Origin of the sequence: Sulfurivermis fontis (genome assembly GCF_004001245.1) — a bacterium.
Classification (GTDB): Bacteria; Pseudomonadota; Gammaproteobacteria; order Thiohalomonadales; family Thiohalomonadaceae; genus Sulfurivermis; species Sulfurivermis fontis.
In genome coordinates this window covers 304172-316811 of sequence record NZ_AP018724.1, presented here as the reverse complement: position 1 = coordinate 316811, position 12640 = coordinate 304172, and the positions used below count along the sequence as shown (strand labels likewise).

General features: G+C 64.2%; 17 protein-coding genes. 13 read left to right on the top strand and 4 right to left on the bottom strand.

From position 1 onward, the window contains the following. Nucleotides 1–362 precede the first annotated feature (362 nt). From EP379_RS01635 to EP379_RS01605, 7 genes are all read left to right on the top strand, one after another. Nucleotides 363–629 (top strand): GIY-YIG nuclease family protein, encoded by a 267-nt coding sequence (locus EP379_RS01635; RefSeq protein ID WP_127475117.1) that lies wholly within the window; start codon nucleotides 363–365, stop codon nucleotides 627–629. Then, nucleotides 626–1006 carry a hypothetical protein gene (locus EP379_RS01630; protein ID WP_127475114.1) on the top strand — a complete coding sequence of 127 codons (381 nt, stop codon included), beginning with the start codon at nucleotides 626–628 and terminating at the stop codon, nucleotides 1004–1006. The genes EP379_RS01635 and EP379_RS01630 overlap by 4 nt, the downstream gene beginning before the upstream one ends. After that, complete coding sequence (locus EP379_RS01625) at nucleotides 1003–1542, top strand: hypothetical protein (protein ID WP_127475112.1); 540 nt, start codon at nucleotides 1003–1005, stop codon at nucleotides 1540–1542. Before EP379_RS01630 ends, EP379_RS01625 begins: the two co-directional genes overlap by 4 nt. Then, entirely contained in the window at nucleotides 1539–2006 is a 468-nt protein-coding gene (gene ybaK, locus EP379_RS01620) for a Cys-tRNA(Pro) deacylase (protein ID WP_127475110.1), read from the top strand. The genes EP379_RS01625 and ybaK overlap by 4 nt, the downstream gene beginning before the upstream one ends. Before the next feature lie 63 nt (nucleotides 2007–2069). Next, nucleotides 2070–2723, top strand: coding sequence for a PAS domain-containing protein (locus tag EP379_RS01615; RefSeq protein WP_127475108.1), 654 nt, complete (start codon nucleotides 2070–2072; stop codon nucleotides 2721–2723). 34 nt (nucleotides 2724–2757) lie between these two features. Further along, entirely contained in the window at nucleotides 2758–3450 is a 693-nt protein-coding gene (locus EP379_RS01610; protein ID WP_127475105.1) for a uracil-DNA glycosylase family protein, read from the top strand. Nucleotides 3451–3463: 13 nt separating this feature from the next. Next, nucleotides 3464–3838, top strand: coding sequence for a nucleotide pyrophosphohydrolase (locus EP379_RS01605; protein ID WP_127475103.1), 375 nt, complete (start codon nucleotides 3464–3466; stop codon nucleotides 3836–3838). Between the two features lie 108 nt (nucleotides 3839–3946). On the opposite strand, the gene EP379_RS01600 is transcribed toward EP379_RS01605, so the two are convergent. Then, nucleotides 3947–4426, bottom strand: coding sequence for a hypothetical protein (locus EP379_RS01600; protein ID WP_127475100.1), 480 nt, complete (start codon nucleotides 4424–4426; stop codon nucleotides 3947–3949). Between the two features lie 128 nt (nucleotides 4427–4554). Between EP379_RS01600 and EP379_RS01595 the strand changes: the two genes are divergently transcribed. Both EP379_RS01595 and EP379_RS01590 read left to right on the top strand, forming a co-directional pair. After that, nucleotides 4555–4800, top strand: coding sequence for a hypothetical protein (locus EP379_RS01595; protein ID WP_127475098.1), 246 nt, complete (start codon nucleotides 4555–4557; stop codon nucleotides 4798–4800). An 8-nt stretch (nucleotides 4801–4808) separates the two neighbouring features. Beyond that, nucleotides 4809–7652, top strand: a complete 2844-nt coding sequence (locus tag EP379_RS01590) for a class I adenylate cyclase (protein WP_127475096.1) — start codon at nucleotides 4809–4811, stop codon at nucleotides 7650–7652. A 77-nt stretch (nucleotides 7653–7729) separates the two neighbouring features. Here the strand turns inward: EP379_RS01590 and EP379_RS01585 are convergent, their stop codons facing one another. From EP379_RS01585 to cyaY, 3 genes are all read right to left on the bottom strand, one after another. Next, complete coding sequence (locus EP379_RS01585; RefSeq protein ID WP_127475093.1) at nucleotides 7730–8188, bottom strand: DUF302 domain-containing protein; 459 nt, start codon at nucleotides 8186–8188, stop codon at nucleotides 7730–7732. Then, nucleotides 8185–9219, bottom strand: a complete 1035-nt coding sequence (locus tag EP379_RS01580; protein WP_127475091.1) for a c-type cytochrome — start codon at nucleotides 9217–9219, stop codon at nucleotides 8185–8187. Before EP379_RS01580 ends, EP379_RS01585 begins: the two co-directional genes overlap by 4 nt. A 510-nt stretch (nucleotides 9220–9729) precedes the next feature. Beyond that, nucleotides 9730–10056 carry an iron donor protein CyaY gene (cyaY, locus tag EP379_RS01570; RefSeq protein ID WP_197722835.1) on the bottom strand — a complete coding sequence of 109 codons (327 nt, stop codon included), beginning with the start codon at nucleotides 10054–10056 and terminating at the stop codon, nucleotides 9730–9732. A gap of 71 nt (nucleotides 10057–10127) precedes the next feature. Here cyaY and lptM point away from each other — a divergent pair, with 71 nt between their 5' ends. Genes lptM through EP379_RS01550 form a run of 4 tightly spaced genes read left to right on the top strand, consistent with a single transcriptional unit; the run spans nucleotide 10128 to nucleotide 12640 of the window. Beyond that, complete coding sequence (gene lptM / locus EP379_RS01565) at nucleotides 10128–10262, top strand: LPS translocon maturation chaperone LptM (RefSeq protein ID WP_127475086.1); 135 nt, start codon at nucleotides 10128–10130, stop codon at nucleotides 10260–10262. 19 nt (nucleotides 10263–10281) lie between these two features. Continuing rightward, nucleotides 10282–11532, top strand: coding sequence for a diaminopimelate decarboxylase (gene lysA / locus EP379_RS01560; RefSeq protein WP_127475084.1), 1251 nt, complete (start codon nucleotides 10282–10284; stop codon nucleotides 11530–11532). Beyond that, nucleotides 11529–12194 (top strand): class I SAM-dependent methyltransferase, encoded by a 666-nt coding sequence (locus tag EP379_RS01555; RefSeq protein WP_127475082.1) that lies wholly within the window; start codon nucleotides 11529–11531, stop codon nucleotides 12192–12194. The genes lysA and EP379_RS01555 overlap by 4 nt, the downstream gene beginning before the upstream one ends. Next, a complete protein-coding gene (locus tag EP379_RS01550; protein ID WP_127475079.1) occupies nucleotides 12191–12640 on the top strand; it encodes a CoA-binding protein in 450 nt (149 codons plus the stop codon). The genes EP379_RS01555 and EP379_RS01550 overlap by 4 nt, the downstream gene beginning before the upstream one ends.

The following is a 12640-nucleotide window of genomic DNA, read 5'->3' as shown; positions in this document are numbered from 1 at the left end:
GGCCCGCAGGGGGCGCGCCAGGGAGGGCGCGCATTCTTCCGTCGGCACAGGGACGTGCCGTCGGAGAAACCCGTCCCGGGCGAGTAGCGCAGGGACGAATCGGCAGGACAGCCGATTCGCACAGCCGCAGGCTGCCCGAAGGGTGAGGCACAAGGATGTGCCGAATGAACCGCGCTAGCGGCGAGACATCGGGGCGGCCTTTCTTTTGGTTACTTTTCTTTGGCCGTGCAAAGAAAAGTAACCCGGCGTAGGGGGACGGAATCCCCCGCCAAAATCAAGCCGCGCGATAGCGCGCACAACCGGAGTAAGGCGCCGGAATCCCCACCAAAACAATCCCCCCGGATTGGTATACTCCCCCCATCATGCCCAACACCTGGTTCGTCTACCTGCTGCGCTGCGCCGACGACACGCTGTACACCGGCGTGACCACCGACATGACGCGTCGTCTCGATGAGCACAACAACGACGACAAACTCGGTGCCCGCTATACCCGCGCACGCCGTCCGGTAAAGCTGCTGCACTGCGAGCCGGCAGCCAGCCGTTCCGATGCATGCAAACGCGAGGCGGCTATCCGCAAGCTGAGCCGCGCCGCCAAACTCGCCCTGGCGCAAGATATGCCGACATCATGACCACGCCCCTGCTCTATTCCATCGTCGAGGCGCCGCAGCACCCCAATTGCACGGCGCTGTATCAGCGCCTCGGCTTCGACGAGCAGCGCTTCGACAGCCAGCGCAAGGCACTCGCCGCGCTGAAGAAACAACCGCCGGCCTTCGTGATCGCCGACTTCATCTACGCCTTCAGCACCTATTACCAGGCCACCAACATCAGCAATCTCGACGTGCTGCTGCACTCGCTGGTGAAGCACGCGCCGCAGGCCAGGGTGATCGTGCTGGCTGGCAAGGACGACCTGCCCCACGTCGACAAGCTCAACGCCATCCATCCGCTGCATGCGGTGCTCATCTATCCGGTGAGCGAGGTGCAACTGGAGGCGGCACTGACCCCATGATCGCCGATGACACCCTCACGCTGCGCTACACCCCGGAACAGGTGGAACATTTCTGCCGTCACCTCGCCACGCATGCGCCAGGCAGCGAGCAGCATCTTGCCGCACTCACCGCGCTGCAAACCTTCATCGCCGCCGGCGTCGATGCCGGCGAGCAGGCACGGTCGCCCTACCTGGCGATCCGCCAGGTGCTGGAACGCCATCTGGAGCAGGCACGCACCCTGCTGCTGCAACACAACACGCAGCGCCTGCTGCACGCCCTGCAGCAGCGCGACGTCAGCGCCGTCGCGGCGCTTTACCGGCCGCTGTCGCGCAGCGGCTTCTGGGAGGCATTGACATATGCCACTGCGGAACTTGAAGGGCCGGCGCTGGCCGCACTCGCCGTGTGGGCAACGGCGTGGGTCACCGACGCCCGGCAACGCGGCGAACAGGCCAGCGGCTGCCCCGATGCCATCGACTTCCACCAGGCCGGTATCGACGTCACCGAATACTCCGCCATGAACGACATACAGCGTTTTTTCGGGGAGCGACAGTCATGACGCCCGCCATCAATGCCGCCAGGCGTGCCGGTATCCGGCACACCATCCACAGCTACGAGCACGACAAGGCCGCGGCCTCCTATGGCGAGGAGGCCGCGGACAAGCTGGGCCTGAGTCCGGCCCGCGTGTTCAAGACGCTGCTGGCACAAATCGACGGCAAGGAACTGGTCGTAGCCGTGGTACCGGTGGCGTGCCAGCTCAATCTGAAACAGCTCGCCAGCGCACTGGATGCGCGCAGCGCCGAGATGGCCAGGCCGGCCGATGCCGAGCGCGCCACCGGCTACGTGGTCGGCGGCATCAGCCCGCTGGGACAAAAGAAGCGCCTGCGTACCGTGATCGACGAGTCGGCGCGCATGCATCCGACGATCTATGTCAGCGCCGGCCGCCGCGGCCTGGAGATCGAACTGGCCGCCGCCGATCTCGCCGCGCTCACCCAGGCCCGCTTCGCCGCCATCGCCCGCTGATACGCGGCACTGGCAATCACCGGTCCTGCGGCCAATAATGCCGAATCAACGACGCACACCACCATGACCGCCCACGCCGAGCCACCGTCGACACGCGTCACGCCCGCCTTTGCCGCGGCGCTGGACAAGTTCGCGCTCGCCACGCTGGAGAACGAACCCGGCGCCGTCTACGCCCTCGACCGCGATCTGCGCCTCTGCTATTTCAATCCGGCCTGGTTCCGTTTTGCCGAGGTCAACCGGGGCGAACCCGGCATCTCCACGCGCTTTCCACTCGGCACGCCGCTGGCCGCTGCCATCAGCGGTCCGCTGCAGATGTTTTATCTCGCGAGCTACACCCAGGTGTTGCAGGACGGCACGCCGTGGCAACACGATTACGAGTGTTCCAGCGACACCGTGCTGCGCCGCTTTCACCAGCGTTGCTATCCGTTGGCCAACCGGCAGGCCATGATCATCATCAACAGCCTTGCCGTGGAACAACCGCACCCTGTTGCTGCCGAAACGCATGCCGCCGATGAGGCCTGTTACCGCAATCAGCACGGCCTCATCGTGCAATGCAGCCACTGCCGCCGCATCGAACGTGCCGCCCAGCCCGGTCACTGGGACTGGGTCCCGGCCTGGGTAGCGGTGCAACCGCCGCACACCAGCCATTCCCTGTGCCCACCCTGTTACGACTATTACTACCGATTCCGCCGCGGCACGCTGCCGCGGCCGCAGTGAGCACCACCGTGCCGAAGCGATTTATACTGCCGCCATGACAGCCGACCAACTGCACCAGGACTTCATACCCCTCGCCCGTGAACTGACCGGCATCGACCTGCCGGTCTACGAGGAATATGGCAAGAACCCGCTTGATCCCGTCATCGGTCTCGGCGCGCCGGACGTGCGCGTCGCCTTCTTCGGCCGCGACCCCGGCCGCGACGAGGTGCAGCACAACCTGCCCTTCATCGGCGCCGGCGGCCAGAAGGTGCGCGCTGCACTGTACCGGCATCTGTACGGCAAGGCGCTGCCCGATTTCGCCGCCTCGGTGGAAGTGGGCAAGATGTTCTTCTGGGCCAACACCGTGCCCTACAAGCCCATCGGCAACAAGGCGTGGTCCGGCAAGGTGAAGAAGCAGTTCCAGCCCCTGGTCGCCGACCTGCTGCTGCACACCTGGCGCGGCCGGGACATCATCACTCTCGGCCGCGAGGCCTTCCTGTGGTTTGCCATCAACCAGGACAGGGCGGTGAAGGCTCAGCTGGAAGAGTTCTGGGAGCGCGACGATCGCTTCGAGACCAGCACGGCGATGACCCTCACGGCCCGCGACGGCACACGGCGCGAACTGCGCTTGCACCCGCTGCCGCACCCGTCGCCGCTCAACGCCACCTGGTACAATCGCTTCCCCGACCTGCTCATCGCGCGCCTGCGACAACTAAAGGTCACTACCGACAACTGGCGCATCGATTAAGGAGATCAACGTCATGAGCGACAGCCTGGAAGACCTGCGCCAGCGCCTCGCCCTGTTCGCCAAGGTGCGCGACTGGGAACAGTTCCACAACCCGAAGAACCTCGCCATGGCCCTCATCGCCGAGGCCGCCGAGCTGGTGGAACACTTTCAGTGGCTCAGCGCCGAGCAGAGTGAAAACCTGAGCGAGGACAAGCTGGACGAGGTGCGCCTGGAATTGGCCGACATCCAGATCTATCTCATCCGCATCGCCGACCGTCTCAACGTCGATCTGATCCGCGCCGTGAAGGACAAGATGGCCCGCAACGAGGAACGCTATCCGGTGGACAAGGTGAAGGGCAGCGCCAAGCGTGCCGCGGAATACGGCAAATCAGATACAAGTGACAAGTGACAAGTGGATGTGTGCGCTGTGCGCACGGGGTTTGAATCAAAAACAGGACCACAGCGAGTTCGTTCGCTTGTCACTTGTCACTTGTCACTTGCATCTTGTATCTGCCCGTTACAGATTCCTCACCGTCGCAAAAAACTCCTCCACCGGAATGTAGTGACTGCCGTCACAGGAAAATGTCATGCCGATGAGGCCGTTGATCAGGTTCAGCGAGCCGTTGCGCAGGTAGACCGACTCGTCCTTGAGGCGCAGGCGGCGGAACTCCGCGAGAACGGCCGGCACGGTCGCGGCGGCGATCAACGGCTTGTCGATGGCCACCACCTGGTCGAAGCGTTCCAGGAATCCGGGCGCAAAAACCTCCTCGCCGACAAACACCCGGTAGCGGTAGGGGTCGTTGTACAGCCAGCAGGTGAGCTGGTTGCTGGAGAAGTGGATCTTGGCGTGGAACACGCCGTGGCGGGTGAGCAAGGCCGCCACCGTCGCCATCAATTCATCGATGCGTGCATCGAACAGACTGGCCGTGCGGGTCTGCTCGAAGACGAAGCGGCGTACCGAGGGGTCGCCCTTGATCTGCAGCCAGTGCTCCGCCATCGCTGTCCTCCCGTCATCCCCCATGCTAACAACGGGTTTTTCCAAGCATTTTCCGCGCCAGACCAACGCGCATGGCGTTTCCGGCGGACAGCCGGTATCCTTCGAGGGTAAACCGAGGGAGGAGAGCCATGTCAGAACGCATAGCAGCGCCCCATGTCGGTGCACCTGATCCGGAAAAGCGCACCGCGCCCATCCTGGAAGAGACGGACGAACGCTACCCCGAACTCGCGCAGCAGGCGGATGAACTGGCCGTGTGCCACTTCAACGGCGTCGCCTACCGGCGCGGCGACTATGTTTGCAGTGGTGATGAACTGCTGCGCTGCCAGGACGGCCTCTGGCTACGGCAAGGTTCCTGCGATCCCGTGAACCCCTGATCTGCATCATGAGCGGCGACAACACAGCGGCGCATTCCGACAACGACATAGACTTCAAGGCGGTGCGGCACCGCTTCATGAAGCTGAACCATGCCCGTCTGCTGCGCGCTCACGACGCCCTGCGCGAACGCCAGCGCGACGTGCTGGACATCCTGCCGCTGCTGTTCCACATCAATCACCCCATGTTGCCCGGCTTCGCCGCCAAGGATGCGCCGGCCGGACTGGCCAACCATGATCCGTCCCGGCGCGAGCTGGAGGTGGCCAAGCGACTGGCGCGCAGCTTCGAATACAAACGCCAGCGCCTGCGCCAGTTTCCCATCCTCGCCCTCTACATGATCGGCAGCCCCGGCAGCATCGCCTATTCCGAAGAGAGCGATTTCGACATCTGGGTATGCCACGATCCCGCGCTCACCCCGGCACAGCTCGCGCTGCTGCAACAGAAGGCCAGCGCCATCGAGTCCTGGGCGGCGACGCTGGACCTGGAGGTGCACTTCTATCTGGTCAACGTCGACCGCTTCCGCAGCGGCGAGGTGCTGCCGCTGTCAGAGGAAAGCTCCGGCTCGGCGCAGCACAACCTGCTGCTGGAGGAGTTTTATCGCACCGCGATCCTGATCGCCGGACAGGCACCGCTGTGGTGGCTGGTGCCGCCATCGCGCGAGGGCGACTATGACGACTATGTGCGCGAGTTACAGGAAAAGCGCTTCCTCCATGCGCGCGACCACATCAATTTCGGCGGTCTGACCCATGTACCGGCGGAAGAGTTCTTCGGCGCCGCGCTGTGGCACCTTTACAAGGGTATCGACTCACCCTACAAGGCCGCACTCAAACTGCTGCTCATCGAAAGCTACGCCGATGAATATCCGCATATCGATCTGCTCAGCCTGCGCTTCAAGAAGGCGCTGTACGACGGTGAGGAAAACACCAGTCGGCTCGACCCCTACCTGATGATGCTGGAGAAGGTGGAGGAATATCTGCAGCGGCAGGGCGACAAGCCGCGTCTGGAACTTGCCCGCCGCGCCTTCTATTTCAAAGTCGGCGAGCGCCTGAGCGAGGAGCAGCGCGACGGCACCTGGCAACGCGAACTACTGCTGTCGCTGGTGCGCAACTGGGGCTGGCGGCTGGCCGATCTGACGCTGCTCGATTCGCGTAATACCTGGAAGGTACAACGGGTAGCGGAAGAGCGACGCACACTGTTCGATGCACTGACCACCAGCTACCGCTTTCTATCAGACTTCGCGCGCCGCTACGCCGGGCTATCGCTGATCAGCCAGCGCGATCTGACTGTGCTGGGGCGCAAACTGTACGCCGCCTTCGAGCGCAAGGCCGGCAAGGTCGAACTGCTCAACCGCGGCATCAATGCCGACCTGCGCGAGGCGGCGGTGACCATCGAAGAGCTGCTGGACGATCAGCAACAGGCCGGCTGGCTGTTGTACCGCGGCACCCTGACCAGCGAGGAGATGCGCCTGGCCACGCCGCTGAAGCGTGCACGCAACATCATCGAGCTGGTGGCCTGGTGCTACTTCAACGGCATCATCGACCGCCACACCGTGGTGGCGTTGTATCCCAAGATCACCCAGCTGACCTCCAACGAGCTGAAAGCCATCGTCGAGCGCATGCAGGCACTGTTCCCTGCCGGCTGTCTCGATACCCGCTCGCTGGAAGAGTACGCCGGTCCGGCGCGCATCGTGCACAGCGCGTTGTTCGTCAACAACGAACTGGACTCGTTCACCTCGCTGAGTCTGGGGCAATCCATTTCCAGTGGCCGCCCCGACGCCCTGAGTTATGGCGGCACCGGCAAGAATCTGGTGCAGAGCATGGACCTGGTAATCGTCACCAGCTGGCGCGAGGTGCTGACCTATCACTTCCGTCGCGGCAAGGGTCTGATGGACTTCTTCTGCGAATACTTCAAGTGGGCACCGCCCTCGCGCGGCGAGGCGCCGCCGCGCATCCAGGTCTTCGGCACCAGCGCCCAGCGCGGCCACATTGCCGCACAGCGCATCGACAAACTGTTTCATGATCTGGTGTCGACCTGGTACGGCACCAAAGCCTTGCAGGGCGCCCGCTATGTGGTGGCGGTGGGACGCGGCTATTACCTGCTGTCCTTTGAAGGCGACGCACTGCAGTATGAGGCCGTGACCGGCGAGAACGGCCTCTACGCCGCGCTGGGACGTCCCAGCAGCAATTTCCGTCCTGTGGTGCTGGATCCGCACACCCTGGTCGACTCGGTGCTGCCTCTGATCTACAGCCGCAACCGCAATGGATGGGTACAGTTCTTCTACCGCCCGTTGGGGGAGATGGCAGAGGTTTACGTGCTGGACGAGCGCGGCTCGCTGTTCCACGAGACGCTGCCGTTCTTCGATGCCAAGTTGCTGCTCAGCCAGTTCAGCCGCTTCTTCGATGCCGTGCTCAACCGCATCAACTTCCTGATGCAGGAAGGCCAGCAGACCAGCGCGGCGGAGGGCGTGGAGTTTTTCCTCATCGGCCGCGACAGCGAAAACCGCTACCGCCTGGAACGCCAGATGCCGGAATTCCGCAACAGCTATCAGCAATATCTCAGCCTGCAGGTCATCGTCGATCACGACGAGAACGGCACGACGGTGTTTACCCTATATTGCGGTGAGCGGGAATTTTCCACCCTGGAATACGGCAGCGAGCTGTTCAGCACCGTAGTGCACCATGTGTTGGAATTGCGCCGCGGCGGCAAACACTATCCCATCTACATCACCGACATCGGCATGTCGCGCGCGGTGCTCGGCGAACAGGGCGTCAGCAAGGTGCAGACTATCCACTTCCTCAACTACAAGCGCCGCATCGAGAACGAACTGAACCGGGTGTTGCTGGAAGAGCAGTGACAAGTGACAAGTGACAAGTGACAAGCAAGAGTGTTTGGGGTTCTCTTGCTACTTGAAACTTGTCACCTACGGCTGGTTTATTCCCCCTTCCGCACCTCTTCCAATATCGCGCGGTACTCCACGCTCCAGCGCTGGAACAACTGCTTCAGCTCGTCGTTGTGCGCCAGGGCGTGCAGCTCGGCCGGATTGGCGGTGACCAGCAGGGTCTCCTCCCCTTCGGCGAAGATGGTGATCGGCCATGGTAGATAGGGAATGAGATGAGGATAGCGCTGCGACAGATCGCGCAGTTCGGCGGGCTTGGCGAAAAACACCAGGCGATACATGTCGGTCTTGAAACCGCTGTCAGTCAGGCCGATGTCCACGCGCTGCACGCGCGAGACGGTATAGCCATGGCGCGTAATCACCTCCTGCAGGGTGGACATGGTTTCCGGGAAGGCATGATCCGAGCGCACCATGAACAGCTCGTCCGCAGCGACACCCGCGCTCAGTCCGAACGTAAGCAGCAGCGACAGCAACAGCGACCGACAGCGCATCATAGCGAGGCCTCCTCCATGATGCCCATGTACACCTGGTACATCTCCTCGCACGGCTTGTCGAGTTCGGCGTTGTTGAACAGACGGCTCAGATACTTCGGATTGATGCTCATCATCTTCACCTGGCCCTCGCGCTCCACCACGGTGATGCGGCAGGGCATGAACAGGCCGACACGGGGGTCCAGCGCCAGCGCCTGGTTGATGAAATTGAAATTGCAGAAATAGACGATGTGCGTTTCCTTAGTCTCCTCCGTCTCGGCAAACAGGCCATTTTCCAGCGACTGCTCGCGGATGATGCGGAAATTCTTGCCCACCGCGGCACGCTTCACCGCCTCCACCGTTTCGGCAAACGTATAGGGCGAGTCCATCTCCAGCACCGGCGTATCGTCGTTGCCGGGCTTCCAGCCGGGACCTTTGGCAAAGGTACGCACATAAGTCACGATGTCGTCGATGTCGCGCTCCTGCAGGCCCTGCTTGAGAAACGACACCATCGGCGTACCGTCGCGTCCGTTCATCAGCGTGGTCTTGATCATCTGATCGGAGGCGGAAGCGAGGAAACCGGGATTGTTCAGCGCCGGGGCGATGATGGGCAGGTCGCGCGGACGCGAGAAGGTCACGCCGGTGCCGTGGCCACCTTCGCCGTGGGCGCCATGGCATACCGCACAGCGCTCGGCGAACAGTGTCTTGCCGCGCGCCGCATCCCCCTTCACCGGGCCGCTTGCCAGATTGACTACGGTACTGCCGGCCGGCATCCAGCTGCGCAGGTGGGCGACGATGGCTCGCACCTCGGCATCGCGCAACTGGCTGAAGGCCGGCATCACGCGGCCGGGGCGGCCATGCCGAATGGTGGCAATCAGGTAATCGTCGCTGACGCTGGACAGGAAACTGGGCAGGGCCAGCGGCACACCCACGCCGCCGCGGCCGTCGGCGCCGTGGCACACGGCGCAGTTCTGGGCATACAGTTCGGCGCCACGGGGCGCCGCCGCCAGTGGCAAAGCCAGCAGAGCCAACAGCAAAAACGAGACAAACCGCATCACATCGTCCCCGCATTTCTTTGTGCGCCCGGCATGGCAACAAGGCCGCGGGCATTGAGTTATATCCCTGGGGCTCCCATTGTCGACCAACAGCAACTGGGGATACAAGCCGATGAGGCCGCTCGCGGAGTCCTGCCTGCAAAACCACGCCCCGATGCTGAGCATATGGCGCGAGGTGCTGCCTCGGCGCCGCCGCCTGCTGGCGCTCGGCAGCGGCACGGGCCAGCAGGCTGGTCGATTTCACTCCAGAATTCCCCCGGCTCAGCTGACAGACCTCCGATCTGGCGGAGAACCATCCCGCCCTCCACGCCTGGCTCGCCGCGGAGGGCGCCGCCAACCTCCTGCCGCCGCTGGCGCTGGATGAACTGGCGCGCCAGGGGCATGAGCCTGTGGCGCGACTACCCCATACCGGCGGACAATCACACCCTGATCCGGCCCAAGGCCCTGGAGGAGCCGAGCCGCCTCGGCGCCCGGCACCGGAGCCGGGCGATGAACCGGCGAAGCGGGCTGTTACAGCGACACGCTCTCGCCGCATTGCGCGGCAAACAGTTCCTGCAGGACCGGCAGCAGTCCTGCGCCGTCGCTGTCGCGCACCCAACCCTCCGTCGCCGCATCCCAGTTGAAGTGAAAGCCGCCGCTGCGCGCCGCCAGCCAGAGCTGCCGCACCGGCGTCTGCCGATTGAGGATCAGCTGCGAGCCGTTGTCGCAGCGCACGGTGAGGATACCGCCGCTGTTCTCGTAATCGAGGTCGCTGCCGGCCGCGTCCAACGCCGCCTCGATGGCGCGCAGGGTATCGTCGATGCGCCGGTTGAAATCGGATTCGCTCATGGTTTCCATGGGGTTGGCTCCTGAAATCGGTATCGCGTTGCAGGTATACTACCGCTTTCTACCATCGAGGTTTGCCCGTCATGCGTTTTTGCTGGGGACAATACGCCCTGTGGGCCGTCATCGCCGTGCTTGCCGCCATGAGCATGCTGGGCGGATGCGGCGCGCGCGGCGATCTCTATCTGCCGCAGGACACGCAACAGCAAGAATCACAATAACCCGGATCCCCTGCGCACCATGGACCATTTCACCTTCCGCGACGGCCGCCTGTACGCCGAAGACATCGACGTCACTATCCTGGCCGAGCGCTACGGCACGCCCTGCTACGTCTACTCCCGCGCCACCATCGAGCGCCACTACCGCGCCTTCGACGCCGCCCTGGCCGGTACCGAACACCTGGTGTGCTATGCGGTAAAGGCCAACTCCAATCTCGCCGTGCTCAATGTGCTGGCGCGCCTCGGCGCCGGCTTCGACATCGTGTCGGTGGGTGAACTGGAACGCGTGCTCGCCGCCGGCGGCGAACCGGCCCGGGTGGTGTTCTCCGGCGTCGGCAAACGCGCCGACGAGATGCGCCGCGCGCTGGAGGTGGGCATCCACTGTTTCAACGTCGAATCGGAGCCGGAGCTGGAACGCCTCAACCGGGTGGCCGGCGAGCTGGGCCTGCGCGCACCGGTGTCGCTGCGCGTCAATCCGGATGTCGATGCCAAGACCCATCCCTACATCTCCACCGGCCTGAAGGAAAACAAGTTCGGCATCGACATCCAGGCTGCACCCGATGTCTACGCCCGCGCCGCCGAGATGCCCCATATCGAGGTCATCGGCGTGGATTGCCACATCGGCTCGCAGATCACCGAGACGCGCCCCTTCGTCGATGCGCTGGACCGCGTGCTGGCGCTGGTCGATACCCTGTATCAGCGCGGCATCGCCGTGCGCCATCTCGACCTCGGTGGTGGTCTCGGCATCACCTACCGCGACGAGACCCCGCCGCTGCCCGGCGACTACGCCGCCCCGCTGCTGGATCGCCTGGCCGGCCGCGACCTCAAGGTGATCATCGAACCGGGCCGCGCCATCATCGGCAACGCCGGCCTGCTGCTCACCCGCGTCGAATACCTGAAGCATACGCCGCACAAGAACTTCGCCGTGGTCGATGCGGCGATGAACGATCTGATCCGCCCCACCCTGTACGAGGCGTGGATGGACATCGTCCCGGCCGCACCGCGCAGCGACGTGCCGGAACAGCACTACGACATCGTCGGCCCCATCTGCGAAACCGGCGACTTCCTCGGCAAGGACCGCGCGCTCGCCCTGCGCGAGGGCGACCTGCTCGCCGTGCGCTCCGCCGGCGCCTACGGCTTCTCCATGAGCTCCAACTACAACACCCGGCCACGCGCCGCCGAGGTGATGGTGGATGGCGGCCAGAGCTTCCTGGTGCGGCAGCGCGAGACGCTGCCCGCGCTGTACGCCGGCGAAAGCCTGCTGCCGGAATGATGGAGCGCATTGCCGAACCCGAACTGATGGACGAGGCGGCCCAGGCGCGTGCCTACGCCGAGGCCGACTTCAGCGTACCGCACCAGCGCTTCATCGAGCTGTTCCGCGCGCGGTTTCCCGGTCTTGCGCCGCAGGGCTGCGTGCTCGACCTCGGCTGCGGGCCCGGTGATATCACGCGCCGCTTCGCCCGCGCCTACCCGTCCTGCATCGTGCACGGCATCGACGCTGCCGCCGCCATGCTGCATCACGCCGAAGCGATGCAGGCGGGCAGCGGCCTGGAGGGACGGATTCGCTACATTCACGGCTATCTGCCCGGTGCGAAGCTGCCTCTGCCGAACTATGACGTGGTGATCAGCAACAGCCTGCTGCATCATCTGGCCGACCCGCTGGTCCTGTGGCAAAGCATGCTCAGATATGCGGCACCGGGCGCGGCGGTATTCGTCATGGACCTGATGCGTCCGCACAGCCGGACCGCAGCGCAAGCCATGGTGGAGCAGTACGCCGCCGCCGAGCCGGATGTGCTGCGCCATGATTTCTTCCACTCCCTGCTCGCCGCCTACACGCCGGAGGAGGTGGCGGCACAACTCGCCGCCGCCGGTCTCGACCTCACCGTCACCGTAGTCAGCGATCGCCACTTCACCGTCAGCGGGTATCTGCCATGACCACCAGTTTCGAAAACCCCTCCCGCGAGGAAATCTGCCGGCGCCTGCGCCAGATACGCACCGTGGCCGTGGTGGGCCTGTCGCCCAGGTCCGATCGCCCCAGTTATGTGGTGGCGCAGGCGCTGCAACGCTTCGGCTGCCGCATCGTGCCGGTGCGCCCGGCGGTGGACAGCATATTGGGCGAACCCGCCTGTGCCGATCTGCAGGCGCTGCCCGGCCCCGTCGATCTGGTGGACGTGTTCCGCGCCCCCGAATATGTGGACGAGATCGTCGATGCCTGCATCGCGCTGAATGTACCGGCACTGTGGCTACAAGAAGGCGTGGTCAATGCAGCTGCCGCGCAGCGCGCCCGCGCCGCCGGTATCTGGGTGGTGATGGACCGCTGTATCTACAAGGACTGGCTGGGTTGCGGCAACGCCCTTTCCAACGGCGCCGACTCGGGGTAA